This window comes from Sphingobium sp. D43FB, from assembly GCF_002312805.1.
GTDB lineage: Bacteria > Pseudomonadota > Alphaproteobacteria > Sphingomonadales > Sphingomonadaceae > Sphingobium.
In genome coordinates this window covers 1-16,934 of record NZ_NMUA01000045.1, presented here as the reverse complement: position 1 = coordinate 16,934, position 16,934 = coordinate 1, and the positions used below count along the sequence as shown (strand labels likewise).

Below are 16,934 nucleotides of genomic sequence, written 5' to 3'. Positions count from 1 at the left end.
AGATTCACCCTACTTTGAACGCTAACATGCGGCGTCCAGCGCGACGACCGCGGAGAGAACCCTGGAGCCCAGCGCGCGTGACGAACCGCAAAGAGGTCAGCTGTTGACAGTGGCGATTAGAGAACGCGCCGGGACACGACCGCAGAGACCGGATTTCTCAACACAGCCTGGCAAAGACCGTCGGCTGCAGCGAACGCTGGATTCGCGAACTTGAGGGTGGCGCTGGGGCACCTGCGCTTGAGGATCATATTCGCTGCGCGCATTCGCTGCGGATGACCACGACTCATTTGTTCATTCCTTTGCTTGCGATGGAGCACAATATGAAATTGCCGCGTGAACTTTTGCTTCAAGATGATCTGTGGGAGCTTGAGAGAGATATCCTTGAGGTCATGAACCGATATCAGGCCGGAGCGGTCGGGCGCCTTGCCTCGCGTGCTGGATCTGTCACGCAACCCGACCAGTACCGATAGAGACCGGCATGTCTCCGGAACCGGTGGTAGCTGAAAGAGCCTATATCCTGCTCAAGGCTGATATTATGGCGGGCCGCTTCCCGCCGGGCAGCATGCTCATCGAAAGGGCGCTAGCTGCCGAGTATGGCGTATCCGTGTCGCCGTTCAGAGACGGAGCCCAGCGCTTGGTCGGCGAGCATATGCTCGAAATTGCCTTCGGCGGTGGTTATCGCCTGCCTGATCTGACGCCGGACAGCCTCCGAGATCTTTACCGCTGGCACAGCCATCTCCTACGTCTTGTACTCAAGGGAAACCGCTTGTCTGAATTTGGGACTGCAAGGCCGCATCCTCAAGCCGAGATGAATGGCCAGGCATTGGCGAAGGCGGCGACTGATTTGTTTCTGTCAGTCGCATGGGCATGTCACGATAGTGAACAGGCAAGGGCCCTGAAGTCTGCGACCGAACGACTCCATATGGCTCGCCTGGCGGAGTTTCGCGTGTTGCGCAACTTGACCTCGGAATTGCGGTCGGTCGAGATCGCGACCACTTCCGGTCAAGGTTCAGACCGTTTTGATGTCCTTTGGGCCTATCACAGGCGCCGAATTCGTCGTGCCGAAAGAATTTGTGAAAGCATCACTTCATAACCATGTGGTGCAATATGAAGACGTTGTCTCAATTCATGTCAGCCACATTTTGGTTGGATAGCATTATAGTACCGACTGGTTGCACATACGAGACCTTATAAGATGGCTGATCAATTAGGGCCTGACTTACCATGATTGGGCTGCAAGGAGTGCAGCAGTCCAAAGAAGGAGGTAAGTATGGAACGCGACAACCATCTGGAAGCCAACCTGGTCGACCTAGGAGCGGTGACCGAGCAGACGAATGGCAACAACGGCGTCGACATCGACCAGGCTCAGCAGCGGCTGCAGTCCGGGCTTTCCGACGACTGAAACGGTGGCGCGCAGGCTATGCTTGCGCGCCATACAGCTAGAGAATTGCTCATGGCCTATAAGCTGCGATCGGGTGTCTCCTATGTATGGGTTGGATCTGCTCCGGTATTTCTGGATCTCGATCATAACCGATATTTCAAGATGTCATCCAGTGGTGCATCCGCACTTATGCGGCTGGAACAAGGTCAGATGGCAATGCCTGGCGACGCTGAGATATTGGTCGGATCCGGCCTCATTTCCGCAACAGAATGCCCTTCCATCGTTGCACCAACGGGAAATATGCCCGCAATCACTGGGTCTTATTTTGACCAGGCGAGGCGTCCGTCCTTGGGACATGTCATGGTTGCCGTTATCGACCAGCTATGGGCTTTCGCCATGATACGCTGGGGCGGGCTGGCGGGCGCGGTAGCAAAGCTGGAACACCGGATACAGCAAACGCGTGGTCTTGAATGTCCCGATGATATTGGCCGTCTGGTCGGAGCCTACCGGCTCATTGACCTGGTTCTTTCTGCCGAAAAGCGTTGCCTGGTGCGATCATTCGCGCTTGCCCGATCCCTCACGAGATACCGCGTAGGATTCAGTCTCGTGATCGGCGTCCGCACGGGGCCGTTCGGTGCACATTGCTGGATTCAGAAAGACCAAATAAGCGTCAGCGACCACCGCGACAAGGCGCGTGAGTATGTGCCGGTGCTCATCCTATGAACCGCGCTCGCTATCTCATATTGTCCGGTCCCGACAATCTCGTCCGCATGCGCGCTACGAAAGTCGCAGCGTTGGCCGGATTGAAGATGACTATCAATCAGCCAAATTTCCTACTGCTTGCCGATCAACCGGCGGCAGTTTTTGACCAGCCGCCAAGGACGGCGATCCTGCTGGGGTGGCTTTATCGCCGCGATAGCGCGACGAAGCCAGTCGATCTCTTCGATCCTGCAGAAACGCGGGACATATTCACCCCTGAAGGAGCGATCCATGCCAAAAAATATTGGGGTTCATATGTTGCGATCCTTCATGATGAGGATCACGACACCACCACGGTGGTGCGTGACCCTTCGGGGGGGATGCCATGTTACTATATGAAATCACAGGGCGTGACGGCAATTGGTTCAGATATGGCGTTGTTTCGTCAAGTCGGCCTTTTGGGCTCCGCCATCGATGATGAGCAACTGGGTCGTCATCTGTATTTCTCAAATTTGAGAACAAATCGGACATGCTTGGCTGAACTGAATGAAATTCCGGCGGGTTTTCAGTTGGACATTCAGCATGGGAAAAGCGAGCTGGCGCAACGGTGGAACCCTTGGGATTATGCCAAGAGACAGGAATATTATGGCGAACCGGCTGCGGCAATATCGGATCTGCGAGCGACACTGACCTCCACAATAGGGGCATGGGTCTCACGATTTCCGACGCTTGTCGTGGGACTATCAGGTGGACTTGATTCATCAATAGTAGCGGCAGCCGCCGTTCAGGCGGGGGCGAAGGTCACAGGCCTGACCCTTGTGACCGATGAAACTGCTGGCGATGAGCGCTATTATGCTCGCGCAATCGCAAATTTCCTCGACATTCCCATGGAGGAGGTATTTTTCAGCGCCGACAATACAGATCTTGAAATGAGCCATGCCACTCATTTGCCACGGCCGTTGGCCCGATCCTTTGCTCAGTCAGGAGACCAAGCCTACCTCGCTGTCGCCAGCGCGGTAAGTGCCGATGCATTTTTCACGGGGTCGGGTGGCGACAACGTGTTTTGCTTCCAGCAATCAGTCCTTCCAATCGCAGATCGGCTCCTCTCTGAAGGCGTTGGCCGAGAGGCATTGGTGACTGCTGCAGAAGTCGCTGAGATGGCAGAGACCAATATCATACGCTGCGCGACCTTAGCTGCACGGCGCGCGTGGCTGCGCAAGCCGCACTATCGCTGGAAACCGAAGGCGGATTTGCTGAGTCGGGATTTTGTGAGCCGCTTAGGCGCGGAATTTTCGCATCCATGGCTTGAGGTGCCAATCGGTGAGCTGCCGGGCAAGGCAGCGCACATTGCTTATCTCATCCAGATACAAAACCATCTCGAGGGATTCAGAAGAGAAACGGTCCTGCCGATGATAAACCCCCTCATGTCTCAACCGATCGTAGAGACGTGCCTGCGCATTCCCTCCTGGTTCTTTTGCATAGGAGGAGAAAACAGATCGATCGCAAGAGCGGCGTTCGAGTCCCGGCTCCCTGACTCGATGCTTCACCGCAGAACGAAGGGCGGCCCCGATGGCTTCCTGCAACGACTGGTCGAACGTAATCGGAGCAAAATTAAAGATATGCTTCTGGGCGGACATCTTGCAGCGGCCAATATCATCGATCGCTCAGCAGTGGACGCCGCAATTAAGTTGGAAGGAGACAGGCACAACCATAGGCATTTCCGAATCCTCGAACTTGTTGATGCAGAAGCATGGGTAGCCGCGATGAAGGCGTCATGACGATATCCTATGGTGCCCAATTTTTTTGAGCAGCCATCGCCCGCCACCGATCATAGGTTGATTTCTTTTTAGCTGACGGGTCCTCCTCATGCTTCAGCCAGAATTTGAACCAGTCTATGTTCCTTTCATAGATAGCAAAACGGTGGGCAGGGCCGGTCTTGATATGGTTTTCATTCGGGAAAATATATAATTCCGTTGGGCGATTATTCGCCTTTAGGATCCCGTAGCTCTCCATCGCCATCAAATATTCGTTGTCCGAAACCTGCATCAGGATTGGGAGATTGAATTTGTCGACGTTGCGTTCGATAGACGTGGTTGACCAGAAATGCGTTTGATCATCGCTTAAAGACGGATACCCCATAGCGATAAGCTGCTTTGCCCATGCCGAGCCGCCGTAGATCTGCGTCGACTTCGGTTCCTGAAAGCCGGTGGAAATGGATGCTGCTGCGAACCGGCCAGGGGCGTTGACCAATGCAAATTGCACGGTCGAAACTCCATCGCTCAAACCTGTGATGCCGATACGACCTGTATCGATGCCGCCGCGAGATTCAACCAAGGCGATGCCGTTCATAAGGGCGGAATGCACACTGCGTCGGTCATTCCAGTCGCGTTGATTGATGGTCCTTGCGTCCAGCGCTGTTCGGATCGAGCCATCCTTGATCGTCATATAGTAGTCGGCAGGTCTCTGCAGGCTTAGGACTGCAAAACCCTGTTCAGCGAGTGGAAAAATCGGATATTCGTCTCCGACACCGCCGCGCAAAAAGCCTCTTGTGAGATACTGGACCACAATCAGCGGAATTTTCGATTGGTTAGAATGCCTCTGCGGCAACACCAAATCTCCGAAGCATTCGATGCCAATTGAATTTTTCCAGCGGAGGCGCTTGACGCCACCCACCCGCAACCCTCGAAACGACGGATTGGGGTCGAACAAGATTGTTCTTGCGCCGCTATCGGAGTTGATACGAACGATCCGCCGCGGCTGATTGGACGCTTCGTGAAGGCAGATGAGCATGTCAGAAGCCAACTGACAACCGGTGATAAGGTCTTCGGTCTTCAATATGGCCTTCGGGGCAGATTTCATGTCCCAGCTATAGAATTGCAACTCGCTATTGCCCCAGCCCGCACGCCGGAGAAACAGCAGCCTTTTGGCTCCCTCAATCCACCACATATTCTGGATCCCGCTCGCACAAGCAGGATCATTGCAGCGCTCGCGGCGGCCATCAGCATGTTGAATCCACAGATCTGTGGGGGACGAAAGGCTGGTCCAGTCCCGCCGCACCAGCTGAGCCGCGAGGCCTCTGCTCTCCGGTACTGAGCGAAGAAGCCCCTTTGACGTGCGATCATCCGGTCGTTCGGCGCGCTCGGACATTTCTTCAATCGTCGCGAGACGCAAATCCTCGCCACTGGCCGTCAAAGATTGAAATCGGATCGGTATGGGGGCAGGGATGGAGGGACGGGCTGCCCTATTAGGTACAAAGCTGTCGTCATAAAGAAAGCCGGCGTGGCCTCGCTGATCGATATCAGCCTCTAATCTCGCGGCTTCTGGCTCGTTGCCAAACAATAGCCTTCCCCCAGACGTCCATCCTATCTCGCGAACGGCTGTTTCAGACGTCGTGGTAAAGACCACGCTTGCGCTATCGACCGATATGACACGGGCCTGCGGGATGCCGGAAACCAGTACCAGATATGCCAGATACTGGCCGTCTGGCGACCAATGCGGATTGTTGATGATGGACGTCCCGTTGGTTGTGCGGAACCCGCGAATGCTTTGCACATCGTCGATGACACCGCGGGTCATGTCCAGGATTTCCAAAGATCTCTGGTTTTGGGCGTCGATGGTGACCAATGCCTGACAATAGTCATTCAGCGCCGGATCTGCCCGGCTGAGGACAAAAGCGACATGCTTGCCATCAGGTGATAGCGCCAACGGGCTTTTGGGCAGATCGGTGCCGAAGTTCGGCCCGATATCGCGCAGACCGATCAGATCGGTCGTTGTGACACCGCGATTGTCCGCATGCCCATTTGCATCATCGTCAATAAGATTACGGCAAACCAGCGGGGCTTCAGTGGCGGTTGCCTCTGCATGAGAAGCCGCCACGATTATGCCGGCGCATGTCGCCAGCAGGGCAAAGAAATTCACGGCCCTTCACCAGGACTTCGAGATCGAAAAGCTGATATATCGACCCCATGGTGAGTAATTCGCGGAATCGTACGGCGCCTGACTGACCTGGGTTGTCGCAATCACAGATGGCTTGTTGTTGAAGATATTTTGTGCGGAAAGCGAGAGGTCCATGCCGCGAAAAACCGGCGTTGAACTGTCTATTTTCAGCCTGGCAGTCAGATCGAATGTGGTCATCGAAGTGACGTCATATGTCACCGTTGCGCGTCGATCTTCCACCCCACCGATATAGTTCAAGATCGGGGTTAGCCTGAATGGCCCGTGGTCCCATGTGAAGCCAGCGCTACCCCGCAGATGCGGTGGAAAGAATAAGATGCCGGCCAATTCGGTATCGGGCTGCAAAGCGCTCAGGCGTTGGCGACTTTCAATATAGCTCGCATTTGCCCAGAAAGAGATGTCCCCCATTCTACCGACGTCGGCATGATGGCTTACACTAATGTCGACGCCGTCGATTTTCTGACGTGCCGCATTGGCATATTGACTGTAAATGATCGCTCCCACTTTCGCAGGGTTCCAAGGATTGCTGGAATTGTTGAACAACAAGGCGCCGTCGAGCGCCGCATTGATCTCGTCAACGGCCGGGTTCACGCTTACAAGATCAGCATAAATCGGATTGCTGAGCGCCTGGGTGATGTAAGTAACTGGGGTCACGATCCGATTCCGATAGCGGATCGAATAATAGGTTATCTCAATCTTCGAATTGGGTGATATCGCGGGTTGAAGTATCGCTGATGCGGTCCAGTTCGTGGATCGTTCCGGTTTCAAATCAGGGTTTCCGCCGCCGCTGTACAGTCCCACTGTCCCTGTCGGAAAGCCAGTTCCGCCAAATACCCCAATATTGTAGACGCTTGCGCCGCGGACACTATGCAATTGGTAGAGAGTGGGCGCCTTGAACGACTTGCCCCACGAGAGCTTGAACATCACCCCATAGCCCGTCGATAACACCGCGCCGAGCTTCGGCGTCGCCACATCTCCTATTCCAGGATAGTCCTCGTAACGAACTGCGCCATTGAGAATGAGCGATTGGAGGAACGCGCTGCTATCGTCTGATCCGACTATCGGGGCGTTGATTTCGAGGAACCCATAACGGTTATCCTGACTTGTTCTGATGCTCTGGCCGTTTTCGACCAGGCGATTATAGGAATGAAGGAAGTTCTTACGATATCCACCGCCCAGTGCAGCTTTGATCGCACCTGCGCCGACATCCAACAACGTCCCTTGGGCGATGCCTTCGACGCTGAATGCCTTGTTGCAATAACAGAGTTCGGTTCTCGTAAGAACGCTGTTCCAGTAATCATCGGACTTTGCGAGAGTTCGATCCTTGGCATAGACGCCCGAAAAATTCACCTTCCAAGAGTTGCCTACGTCCAGGCTGATATTGGGTGCCACGCTAATCGTTCTGGTGTCCGTTACTCGGCGCAATCCCTGTATTCGATAGTCTCCAGCTGTTGACGATCCAAATGCCCGATCTGTCGTGCGTTCGCCATACAAGCCATCGATGCTCAACGTCACGCCTGGCATGAGGTCCTGGTGGCCGCTAAACAATATATTATCGCGCTCGAATCCTGGATACAGGGTCAGACCCGGCGAGCGAACTGCTGCATATCCACGTTGACTTGATAGAATCGGCGTTGAGTGCCCGAAGTCATAGGCCAAGATGAAGCCGCCGGTGTTCCAGGTTGTGCCGCCGGTCACGCTATAATTCTGCTGTACGTTCCCGCCATCGGTGGAAGCGCCCCAATAGGCGCGTGTTGTCAGTCCACTATAGTCCTTGCGCAGGATGATATTGGCGACGCCAGCTATGGCGTCGGAGCCATAAATGGCAGATGCTCCATCGGTTACAATTTCCATCCTTTCCACAGCAGCAAGAGGAATGGCCGAAATGTCGATCGACTGAACCGCGGTGTTGAATGCTAGTCGGTGGCCATTGAGCAGCGTGATGGTGGCATCGGAACCCAGACCACGCAGGTTAATCGATGTGCCTCCTCCCAGATTGCTGCCAATGCTTTCTGGTACATTCTGGCCAATTCCCGGATTTTGCCCCGCGCCTGAAGCGACCGGCAAAGCTCTGATCGCCTCGCCAAGACTATTATATCCGTTGTCGAGCATCCTCTCGCGATTGATAACCTGTATTGGTGAGGGCGACGCGACGCCCGCAATCAGCGATCCTGTAACCACGATCTCGGTACTGGCGCTGTCCTGACTCACCTCCTTAGCGACTTTTGAAAATCGCTCCCGGATCAGAATGGCTCCGTCGCGCTCGACAGCCGTCCAAGAAGTTCCCTTCAGAATGATTCCGACCGCTTCGAGCGCGGTATAAGTTCCGTTGAGCGCGGGAGCCCGGCGTCCCTTGACCGCCTCTGTAGGAAAGATGATGTCTTGGCTGGCTATGTTGCCGATAGCGCGTAATGCGGCGTCCAGATTTTGCTGGTCGAGGTTCCAGTTCAGCTTCTGCTCCGGTTCGGCCAACGAGGGCGTGGCCATACTCATCAGAGCCAGAGCGAAAACCGAACTGACCGACTGCCATCTAACCTTGCTCATCGTTGTCCCCTATATTTTCCGGCGTGGTTCAAAGCCGGTTCCATTGGGAGTAGCGACGAGCGGGTTGCGCCAATTATGATGGCATTCGACAATTTCCTTTCGACGGCGTGGAGCAGTGGCGCGCAAGATGAATGGAACTGGGGCTGCTCATGACGACTAAGCCCAGCATGTCTCCGAGATTTCGCGCCAGCCGTGCGCTATCAGAAATACGAAAACTTCCCGATACGCGAATATCCTCGATATCGGGTGCCTCGCTGACCAGCGGAATAGAAGCATAGCGGTTTACTTCTGCGAACAGATCCCCAAGGCGAACATTCGTGAAATTCCTCAAGCCATTGGGCCAGTCGCTGTCATTAACGTCCACCTCTCTGATCTTTGTGGGCCGGGCGATGGTATCATTCTCAAGTTCAACCTGCTCGCCAGGGATGAGTTGGACTGGGCGCTGGAGAAGCGCCACTTTGGCCGCGGTTTCGATCTCGACGTCAACAGCGCCTCTTACCAGCCGAACGACAACATGGTTGCCCGGCAGAAGGTCAACGTCGAATATCGTGCCTCGAGCTACAACCTTCCCGCGGCCGGCATGAACCGTGAAAGGCCTGCTCTCATGGGCGACGGTAAAGCGCGCGCGACCACGTAATAGTCGGAGGCTTCTTTGGATATCGTCAAAATTCACCAGCACAAGGCTGTTTGTATCGAGCGTGACGACGGAGCCATCCTTAAGATGAAAGGATTTAATGTCGCCGGTGGCGGTAACAAGCGTTGCCACGGCCTGATCGGAGAACCGTGAAGCGTCTTTCGTGGCGAACTGGGGCGTTGGCTCGTCTCGAATGGGGGCACTCCGCGCCCAATGCGCGACAAGGGCTGTCGCTCCGAGCAAACCGACCAGTAGCAGGGCATATTTTGTTGCTTTCGTGCGAGACCGGTTTTGCCGGGTGTCGATGTCAAGCGCCTCGCTCATGGTCACGCCCGCATCTTCGGGCAACTCCTTCAACCGCTTGCCGATACTGTAGGCTTCGGCGATGCGGTTGTAGGCGGCACGGTGAAGCGCGCCACGCGCCAGCCACGCCTCGAAATCCTTTCGCTTGATCTGCGCTTCTTCCTGGTCGCGCATGATCGCGAACCAATCGGCGGCCTCCTCCCTAAGTTGGCCATGGCGACGCGGCGGCTCGGTGTCTTCCATCATTCCTGTTCCAGGGCCGCGTCGATATGGGCGAGGGCGCGGGCAACATGATATTGCACAGTCGGGATGGAAATTCCCATGTTTTGCGCGATCTGCCGGTAGGTCAACTCGTCGACACGATGTGCCAGGAAGATTTCCCGCGTTTTTTGAGGAAGCTCCTCAAGTGCGCGCCGGTAGACCCGCATCACGTCTTCGGCCTCGATGCGGACGGCCTGGTCCGGCGGTATCGCCAGTTCAAAGTCCTCGCCGATCGGAACGTGGAAGGCCGCGAGGCGTGTCTCGAGTCGTTTGTAGCGATCCAGTAGGAGATTTTGCGCGATGCGCTGGAGATACGCGGCTGGTCGGGGAAGCTCGGCTCTGGCCATGCACCCAATGAGGCGAAGAAAAGATTCCTGTACGAGATCACCTGCATCATCCCGCGAACGCAAGCGCGCCTGAAAATAGCGTCGCAGCCGCGGCGCCTCAGTTTCGTAGATATGCCGAATGTCACTGACATCCGGTCCGGCATTTTGCTGAGCAGCATCCTGGCTCATCCCGTGTGGGGCGTTGAAATTATTTGACGACATGAAATCACGGTTCCTCACAGCACGGCAAAGATCCCCTGGCCCAAGCCAGGCGTTATCTTGAGTGAGGTGAGCCGTATCGCTGTCGTAACAGAACAACGTCGGCGCTCGACCCGCATGTCGAGCTTCGAGATACCTACAGGACAATCCTGCGAGCGACTGCCATAGTCCTCTCGCATAGCGATCATGCCTTGGTATCGGCGTTCGATCAAGCCCGGTCGATTAACGTCCAGTCGGCATATGTGGCTGCCGTCGCTTGTGGGAGAAGTTCCAGCCGGTCCCCTCCATTGAGGCGTTAATTGACCGGAAAGCGCATCGCATATAGATATGTGGGTGGAGTTAGACATGCAGAAAGTTGATCAATTCGATTCGCTTGATCGTCGGCGCGAGAAGCAGCGCGCCCGCGAGCAGGATGATCGCGACCTGAGATCTGGTGTCATCTCGCCCGAGGCATTGGGGCAGCGCAACGGCTTTTTCTCCGGCATCGATTTTTCGCGCGCCTCTGTGCGCCGTTCGCGGCGGGGCGCTGCCTGAGCGACAATCACTTAGATCCAGCCGCCGTTCTCGATATTGCTTCCCATCTTGTTCTGGAGGATGGCGCATTCGTCATCGGCGGACAGGCATTGAACCTATGGGCGGAATTCTATTCCGCAGCCGACGAGCTTCATCTCTACCGCCCATATACCTCCAAGGATATCGACTATTTTGGACGGCGTGAAGCCGCGCAAAAGTTGGCGCAAGCGCTCGGAGGCAAGCTGCTTATCCCAGGGATCGACAATCAGACACCCGAAACCGCGATCGTTGAGGCGGTGGTGGACGGGATAGCCATCCGTATTGATTTTCTGGGCCATGTCCTTGGCGTTAGGCCCAAGGAGCTAACGGCAGGCGTCGCCGAAATCATCGTGCCTTATGAGCGAGCTGGCTTTGCAGGGCAGGTTGCCATCCCTGTGATGAATCCACTTCACTGCCTGCAAAGTCGGATCGCCAATCTGCACATACTGAAACGACCAGATGATACCGCCCGACGGCAGGCTGCAGCAGCTCCCATCGTGCTGCAGGAATATATCAGTCACGCCCTGCGAGACGGCGATCATCGGGAGGCGACCCGTACCTTGTGACCTGCCCCCCGAAAGCTCCCTCATTGTAATGTAGAGTCTGCCCACTTGAAGGAGCAGACGCATGAGAAAGAGCCGTTTTACCGAGGCGCAGATCATCGGGATGATCAAGGAGCAGGAGTCAGGGCTGCCAACGGTCGAGATTTGTCGGAAGCACGGGCTGAGCACGGCGACGTTTTACAAACTGAAGGGCAAATATGGCGGGATGGAAGTGTCCGATGCGCGCCGACTGCGTCAGCTTGAGGACGAGAACGGCAAGCTGAAGCGCTTGCTGGCGGACAGTATGCTCGACAACGTCATCCTGAAGGACCTGCTGGGAAAAGCCTGACGACATCAGGCCAGCGGCGAGACGCTGTGCTCAAGGTGCTGGGAGGTTACCAGATTTCCCAGCGCCGGGCCTGTGTGCTGATTGGTGTCGATCCCAAGACGGTCCGGCGTGAACGCCCGCCAGACCACAGTGCTATCCGCGTTGCCATGCGTGAAGTCGCGGGCAAGCGGTGCCGCTTTGGCTACCGCCGGATCGGCGTCATGCTCGAACGCCAGGGGCTGATCATGAATCACAAGAAGCTCTATCGGATTTATCGGGAGGAGGGTCTGGACTTGTAACGGTTTTGTGCCGGTCACCTATCTCATTAAGCCACCTTGGCTTCGAAGGCGAGCGGGCTGATGCCGCCCAGATATGAATGTCGGCGGCGGGTGTTGTAGAACCCGTTGATGTACTGAAAGATGGCGGCTTCTGCCTGACGCCGTGTCGGCCAGCTCTGCCGCCAGATGAGTTCGGCCTTCAGGGATTTGAAGAAGGTCTCGACGGACGCATTGTCGTAGCAATTTCCCTTGCCGCTCATCGATGGACGCAGGCCATAGGCCTGCAGCTTTTTCTGATAGTCGTAAGAACAATATTGGCTGCCACGATCCGAATGAAAAAAGCAGCCTTCCGGAGGCTGGCGCAGGCGCACCGCCATATCCAGCGCTCTGATCGCCAAGTCCTTCTTCATTCTGTCACTGACTGCCCAGCCCACGACGCGACGGCTATGCAGGTCGAGAATGACGGCAAGGTAGAGCCAGCCCTCCGACGTCCAGATATAAGTAATGTCGCCCGCCCATTTCCGATTGGGAGCATCGGCGGCAAAATCACCGTCCAACCAGTTTGCCGCGACACCCAAGCGATGGTGACTGTCCGTCGTAACCTTGTGCTTGCGCGTGCGGACTGGCTTGATCCCGTTGATCTTCATCAGGCGCCCGACCCGGCGCTCGCCAACGGCGAGGCCGACCTCCTTGAGTTCCATTGTCATCCTCGGACGACCATAGCTGCCAAGGCTGAGGCGATACTGTTCCCGGATATGTGCCAGCACTTTCATATCCGTGCGCGCACGTTGGCTGATCGGTCGCGAGCGCCAGGATCGATAGCCGCGCTCACTGACAAGCATGACACGGCAGAGCAGTTCGACGGGCCACCGGTGCCGCCAGCTATGCACAAAAGCGAACTTCACGGCCTTTGGCTCGCGAAGAACTGCGTGGCCTTTTTTAGTACTTCCCTCTCCTCCCGCAGCACACGGTTCTCAAGGCGAAGGCGTTCATTCTCACGTGCCAGATCTGCCTGCGGCGCTGAAACCAGATCACTGGGCCGATACTGCGACACCCACTTGCCCAGCGTCGACTTCCCTATCCCCAAATCCGATGCGACCCGGTCGCGAGGCAATCCGCTGGTCAGCGCAATCCGCACCGCCTCCTGCTTGAACTCTTCTGTATGCTTGATCATCTCGTCGGTCTCCTGTTGCGAGCTCTAATCGCTCAGGTGACCGGCGCAAATCCGTTACAAGTCCACACAGCTTGCCTCCCTCAATGGAATCGCCGTTGGCCTGACGCACTCGCCCCTCCAAATCTGATCGAGCCATAAGGATGACATCATGACCGACGCTAACGCGCCGGGCGCGTCCGCGCGCCTGTATAGCCAGACCGACCATGACGAACGCGGCAATTTCCATTATGACGGTGATCTCTATCGCGCCGGCGAAGCGCTGCCATCGCTCGCCTCCCGGATCGAACGCCATCTCGCCCGGCATTTTACTGGCACCAGCTTTGCGATCCGCACCGAGACATTTGCAGGCGGACGCAAGGTCATCGCGGAAATCCTCGATACCCCGGACGACCTCACCGGCCGTGAAGCGCAGGATGCCTTCATCGTCGAGGTGCGCGATCAGATGGAACGGTTCGGGTTCACGCGGACCAATCCGTTGCAGGATTTCTGGTCATGCAGTTTCTACAGCGAGGCGCGCATCGGCCAGGCCTATTGGGCGGCATTGGCAAAACGTCAGGGTATCCGCAATCCCGTCGTTACGGTCCTGTCATTAGCGGCATTCAAGAAGCGTGTAAAAGCCGGTGATCGGCTGAAGCTTCTGGACGCACCGTCTGGTCATCGACTTCTTGGAACGACCCGCGACATCACCGAAGTGCGCTCGGGCGACCTGATCCTCGAAGGTCGTTCCTACCTGTCCTTTCCCAGGGCCTCCGCCTTCGCCTGCGACGGCCGCCTGATCCGGATCGCCATCGGTTCGCAATATGGTCCTGACGATCATCTTCTCTACGAATGGCTAAGGGCTTCCTGAGCGCCATTTCCTCTCCGCCGAAACGCCGGTCGGACGCAAACAGGCTTGAGAAAAAAGCCCGTCGCTGTTCGGCCCTTCGGCGCCGTTCCATCTCACCGTCAATTGCGGAGGCATTCGTGCACAAGCCGCATGTCAAAGCCATGGCGGCGCTCTTGCGCCGTAGCCAGCCGCGCCATGACCTCTATACCGTCTTTGGTGACTGCATGGAGGCGATCGCGATCGCCATGGCGAACAGTATCGACCTGCGCGCTCGCGCACCGCGCGAGGCTCGTTATCGGGATATTGTCGGGCGCTACCCGCGCGAAATCGTCGACTTGTTCCCGCAACTTCTTGCCGGGCTGGTGCAGGCTCTCCAAGCCGGGCCTGGCGACGTGCTGGGCACTCTTTTCCACGAGCTTGACCTTCACAGCAAGGCGCGGGGGCAATATTTCACACCCTATGCGCTCAGCCGCTGCATGGCGCAGGCCACTCTGGGCAATCGCGAAAATGTGGAAGCGATGATCGCGCAGCATGGCTTCGTGACCGCCATGGAACCAGCATGCGGCGCGGGATCTATGGTAATCGCGCTTGCCGAGGCCATGCGCGATAACGGGCATAACTATCAGCGGCACCTTCATGTAACGGCGATCGATATCGATCCGCGCGCGATCCACATGGCCTATATCCGGCTCTCACTGCTTCATATCCCGGCACATCTCATGGTCGGAAACTCCCTATCGGGTGAAACATGTGACCATTGGTTTACTCCGGCACATATATTGGGGGGATGGACCGCTCGGCTCGCCCTTCGTCAACTTTGCGAACCCGTGGCTGAGACCGCCCAACGCGCGACCACCGTCCCCGCCGCGACATCACCATCGCAAGGCGCCGTTCCGCCATCGCACGAACCAGGGGCATCGCAGCGATCGATGCCGCGACAGTTGAGCCTCTTCTGACATTCTCACGCCTCACATCATAGGAGATTGGCATGTCCCGACATGTCCATATCGACGCCCTGGGCCGGATTCCGTCTGGCACGGCAATCATAACTTTGGCCATCTGCGGACCACGCGGCGGCATGCGTGCAATCGAGGATATTTCGATCGATGAAGCCGAGAAAATGGTGACGCAGCTTCAGGCTGCGGTCGCTCATGCTCGAGCCGGGGCCGCCATCGCTCCAGTTGATCGCTTCATGCAGGACGTCATCGACCGGCTCGCCGATCAGGGGCTCGCGCTCGATCCTTCCTTCCGTTCATGGTGTGCCGACAATCATGGCCTGCTCAGTCCACGGCAGGCCGCTGAACGCTGGTGCTGCTGGCATGTTGCCTGACCGATCCCGGCGGTCGCGAGCATGGTCGGTTTCCCGCGCCTATGTGACGGTTCAATACAGGATGACGCCCGTCCCAGGAATGATCTGATCGAAAAAATCGAAATCGCGCCGGTTGCCGGTCAGCAGGTCACAGCCGGTCGCTGCCGCCTGCAGAAACAGCAGGGCATCGTTGAGCAGGGCGATCGAATGGGGTTGGCGAGAAAGCCTCGTGACCATGCCTGCCAGCATCCCTGCCTCTCCGAACATGCGGGAGGAGGGCGCGTTGAGGCGATGCTTCGGGATATCGTCGATTGTCCGTCCCAGCGTCTTGAGGACCGACGCGGTGCGTTTGTCGGCCGGATCGAGCGCGCCCATCAAATGGGTCATTTCGGCAAGCGCCACGCAGGAATGATTGACGATCCTGTTTTCCAGCAAACAGTCTACTTCAACCGGTGTCTTGCCCTGGAGCACATCAATATAGACACACGTGTCGAGCAGAAGCTCGCGGCCTATGACAGCTGCCTTGTGAACCAGCGGCAATGCCTCTTCGGGTCGTCGCGCCAGCCTGGCACCAGATCGCTGCGGCCTGATCCGGCGCAACGAGGCCTTGCGATCAAATCCCAAGCGCAATATCCGCAGGGATCGTGCCCTTTCGGCGCACAAGTCTGGCTCCGAAATCATCCTCAAGCGCCACTTTGGCGAGCGCATATTCGACAAGATCGGTGGTCGAGGCGATGCCGCTGCGCACCTTGGCGCGATCGATGAGTTCACGCGGGACACGGGCGCCGACCGCGCTGTTCGTGCCCGACAGCAAACCCGCCGCCTTGGCAGCGGCCACGACCGCTCCATGTCGCTGGGACAGATGATCCTCGTGCTTCGTCGCCATCACGGCCTCCTTTCGTTGAACATATACGCCAATTTGTAAAACATGCAAGTCGCCGTCGTACCTACTGCCGCCGGTCGAGGTCTCGTGAAACCGATATCGCGGCACGCGAAGGGAAGGGAGGGGCAGGGATGTGACAGGGGCCGTGAAGCACCTGTCGCTCTGCATCTCAAGGAGACGATTTCCATGGCGACCCTTGCCCCCATGAACGAAAGCCACCGCGTTACGGCGCCCTATCGGATCGATGTCTCGCGCGGACGCATGAGCAGCCGCGTATCGTCCGAGTGGTTCTCCCGTCCCGACGACGAGAAATATCTCTCGCTGACCAGTCTCTATGACGCCGTGCGCGGCCGCGCGGACCGTGCGACCACGCGTATCGTTGAAAGCCGGTCGATCCGGGTCGAGGCGAAAAGCGACAATCCAGAGCGGCTAATGCTGGTGGCGCCTGGCGATGATCGACCGCTTGCCCCCACCAACTGGTCTTTCGGCCAGGTGGCAAGTCTCGTCGGTGCCCCGGCCTCTTATCTGCGCCAGCTTCCTGCCGCGCTTGCCGGCATCAACCTGCAGCATGGGTTGATCAACCACCGTGGCGAACAGGTTAAACTGCTCCAGACCGAGAATGGTCGCACCGAATTGCGGGCGGCGACCGGGTCGGAATATGGCAGGATCTTCGACTGGGAACTGGTCCAGGCGGTGATGGCCTTTGCCGGCGATGGCGTCG

The 16,934-nt window shown here is 57.0% G+C and carries 16 protein-coding genes and 2 pseudogenes; 11 read left to right on the top strand and 7 right to left on the bottom strand.

Features of this window, described 5'->3' with window-relative positions; translation table 11 throughout:
- The first annotated feature begins 478 nt into the window (after positions 1-478).
- The 4 genes from SxD43FB_RS21165 to SxD43FB_RS21155 all read left to right on the top strand — a co-directional run bounded on the left by SxD43FB_RS21165 (position 479) and on the right by SxD43FB_RS21155 (position 3,858).
- Positions 479-1,093: a GntR family transcriptional regulator gene (locus tag SxD43FB_RS21165; protein WP_096063861.1), complete on the top strand. Its 615-nt coding sequence runs from the start codon at positions 479-481 to the stop codon at positions 1,091-1,093.
- Between the two features lie 177 nt (positions 1,094-1,270).
- On the top strand, positions 1,271-1,402 hold the full coding sequence (locus SxD43FB_RS24925; RefSeq protein ID WP_141249576.1) for a benenodin family lasso peptide: 132 nt from the start codon (positions 1,271-1,273) through the stop codon (positions 1,400-1,402).
- 51 nt (positions 1,403-1,453) lie between these two features.
- Entirely contained in the window at positions 1,454-2,104 is a 651-nt protein-coding gene (locus tag SxD43FB_RS21160) for a lasso peptide biosynthesis B2 protein (protein WP_176482887.1), read from the top strand.
- An 86-nt stretch (positions 2,105-2,190) separates the two neighbouring features.
- Entirely contained in the window at positions 2,191-3,858 is a 1,668-nt protein-coding gene (locus SxD43FB_RS21155; RefSeq protein ID WP_176482886.1) for an asparagine synthase-related protein, read from the top strand.
- Positions 3,859-3,865: 7 nt separating this feature from the next.
- Here the strand turns inward: SxD43FB_RS21155 and SxD43FB_RS21150 are convergent, their stop codons facing one another.
- The 4 genes from SxD43FB_RS21150 to SxD43FB_RS21135 form a co-directional block, all read right to left on the bottom strand.
- Positions 3,866-5,998 carry an Atxe2 family lasso peptide isopeptidase gene (locus tag SxD43FB_RS21150; protein ID WP_096063858.1) on the bottom strand — a complete coding sequence of 711 codons (2,133 nt, stop codon included), beginning with the start codon at positions 5,996-5,998 and terminating at the stop codon, positions 3,866-3,868.
- Positions 5,999-6,004: 6 nt separating this feature from the next.
- Positions 6,005-8,578: a TonB-dependent receptor gene (locus SxD43FB_RS21145; RefSeq protein ID WP_096063857.1), complete on the bottom strand. Its 2,574-nt coding sequence runs from the start codon at positions 8,576-8,578 to the stop codon at positions 6,005-6,007.
- Between the two features lie 73 nt (positions 8,579-8,651).
- Positions 8,652-9,761, bottom strand: coding sequence for a FecR domain-containing protein (locus SxD43FB_RS21140; RefSeq protein ID WP_096063856.1), 1,110 nt, complete (start codon positions 9,759-9,761; stop codon positions 8,652-8,654).
- Entirely contained in the window at positions 9,758-10,324 is a 567-nt protein-coding gene (locus SxD43FB_RS21135; protein ID WP_141249575.1) for an RNA polymerase sigma factor, read from the bottom strand. Before SxD43FB_RS21135 ends, SxD43FB_RS21140 begins: the two co-directional genes overlap by 4 nt.
- A 342-nt stretch (positions 10,325-10,666) precedes the next feature.
- Between SxD43FB_RS21135 and SxD43FB_RS21130 the strand changes: the two genes are divergently transcribed.
- From SxD43FB_RS21130 to SxD43FB_RS26115, 3 genes and pseudogenes are all read left to right on the top strand, one after another.
- Positions 10,667-10,855, top strand: a complete 189-nt coding sequence (locus SxD43FB_RS21130; RefSeq protein ID WP_096063855.1) for a hypothetical protein — start codon at positions 10,667-10,669, stop codon at positions 10,853-10,855.
- Between the two features lie 89 nt (positions 10,856-10,944).
- Entirely contained in the window at positions 10,945-11,439 is a 495-nt protein-coding gene (locus tag SxD43FB_RS21125; protein ID WP_096063854.1) for a hypothetical protein, read from the top strand.
- Positions 11,440-11,500: 61 nt separating this feature from the next.
- A pseudogene (locus SxD43FB_RS26115) lies at positions 11,501-12,039 on the top strand (transposase); the annotation flags it as partial.
- A gap of 29 nt (positions 12,040-12,068) precedes the next feature.
- On the opposite strand, the gene SxD43FB_RS21115 reads toward SxD43FB_RS26115, so the two are convergent.
- A protein-coding gene (locus tag SxD43FB_RS21115) for an IS3 family transposase (protein WP_217988819.1) occupies positions 12,069-13,195 on the bottom strand; the annotation gives its coding sequence in 2 pieces (ribosomal slippage) (positions 12,069-12,964 and positions 12,964-13,195; 1,128 coding nt in all).
- A gap of 148 nt (positions 13,196-13,343) precedes the next feature.
- Here SxD43FB_RS21115 and SxD43FB_RS21110 point away from each other — a divergent pair.
- From SxD43FB_RS21110 to SxD43FB_RS21100, 3 genes are all read left to right on the top strand, one after another.
- On the top strand, positions 13,344-14,042 hold the full coding sequence (locus SxD43FB_RS21110; protein ID WP_096063853.1) for a hypothetical protein: 699 nt from the start codon (positions 13,344-13,346) through the stop codon (positions 14,040-14,042).
- A gap of 116 nt (positions 14,043-14,158) precedes the next feature.
- Entirely contained in the window at positions 14,159-14,977 is an 819-nt protein-coding gene (locus SxD43FB_RS21105) for a class I SAM-dependent methyltransferase (protein ID WP_096063852.1), read from the top strand.
- 32 nt (positions 14,978-15,009) lie between these two features.
- Positions 15,010-15,351, top strand: coding sequence for a hypothetical protein (locus tag SxD43FB_RS21100; protein WP_096063851.1), 342 nt, complete (start codon positions 15,010-15,012; stop codon positions 15,349-15,351).
- 51 nt (positions 15,352-15,402) lie between these two features.
- On the opposite strand, the gene SxD43FB_RS21095 is transcribed toward SxD43FB_RS21100, so the two are convergent.
- Both SxD43FB_RS21095 and SxD43FB_RS21090 read right to left on the bottom strand, forming a co-directional pair.
- Positions 15,403-15,954 (bottom strand): hypothetical protein, encoded by a 552-nt coding sequence (locus SxD43FB_RS21095; RefSeq protein WP_176482885.1) that lies wholly within the window; start codon positions 15,952-15,954, stop codon positions 15,403-15,405.
- Entirely contained in the window at positions 15,944-16,216 is a 273-nt protein-coding gene (locus SxD43FB_RS21090; RefSeq protein WP_096063849.1) for a hypothetical protein, read from the bottom strand. The genes SxD43FB_RS21095 and SxD43FB_RS21090 overlap by 11 nt, the downstream gene beginning before the upstream one ends.
- A 183-nt stretch (positions 16,217-16,399) precedes the next feature.
- Here SxD43FB_RS21090 and SxD43FB_RS21085 point away from each other — a divergent pair.
- Positions 16,400-16,934 (top strand): annotated as a pseudogene (locus SxD43FB_RS21085) (DUF932 domain-containing protein); the annotation flags it as partial.

What these genes read in the sequence shown, in the direction of transcription:
- SxD43FB_RS21155 (WP_176482886.1), top strand. Translation starts at nt 2,191, where the DNA reads ATGACTATCAATCAGCCAAATTTCCTACTGCTTGCCGATCAACCGGCG.
- SxD43FB_RS21145 (WP_096063857.1), bottom strand. Translation starts at nt 8,578, where the DNA reads ATGAGCAAGGTTAGATGGCAGTCGGTCAGTTCGGTTTTCGCTCTGGCT.
- SxD43FB_RS21135 (WP_141249575.1), bottom strand. Translation starts at nt 10,324, where the DNA reads ATGTCGTCAAATAATTTCAACGCCCCACACGGGATGAGCCAGGATGCT.
- SxD43FB_RS21130 (WP_096063855.1), top strand. Translation starts at nt 10,667, where the DNA reads ATGCAGAAAGTTGATCAATTCGATTCGCTTGATCGTCGGCGCGAGAAG.
- SxD43FB_RS21160 (WP_176482887.1), top strand. Translation starts at nt 1,454, where the DNA reads ATGGCCTATAAGCTGCGATCGGGTGTCTCCTATGTATGGGTTGGATCT.
- SxD43FB_RS21110 (WP_096063853.1), top strand. Translation starts at nt 13,344, where the DNA reads ATGACCGACGCTAACGCGCCGGGCGCGTCCGCGCGCCTGTATAGCCAG.
- SxD43FB_RS21090 (WP_096063849.1), bottom strand. Translation starts at nt 16,216, where the DNA reads ATGGCGACGAAGCACGAGGATCATCTGTCCCAGCGACATGGAGCGGTC.
- SxD43FB_RS21140 (WP_096063856.1), bottom strand. Translation starts at nt 9,761, where the DNA reads ATGATGGAAGACACCGAGCCGCCGCGTCGCCATGGCCAACTTAGGGAG.
- SxD43FB_RS21100 (WP_096063851.1), top strand. Translation starts at nt 15,010, where the DNA reads ATGTCCCGACATGTCCATATCGACGCCCTGGGCCGGATTCCGTCTGGC.
- SxD43FB_RS21165 (WP_096063861.1), top strand. Translation starts at nt 479, where the DNA reads ATGTCTCCGGAACCGGTGGTAGCTGAAAGAGCCTATATCCTGCTCAAG.
- SxD43FB_RS24925 (WP_141249576.1), top strand. Translation starts at nt 1,271, where the DNA reads ATGGAACGCGACAACCATCTGGAAGCCAACCTGGTCGACCTAGGAGCG.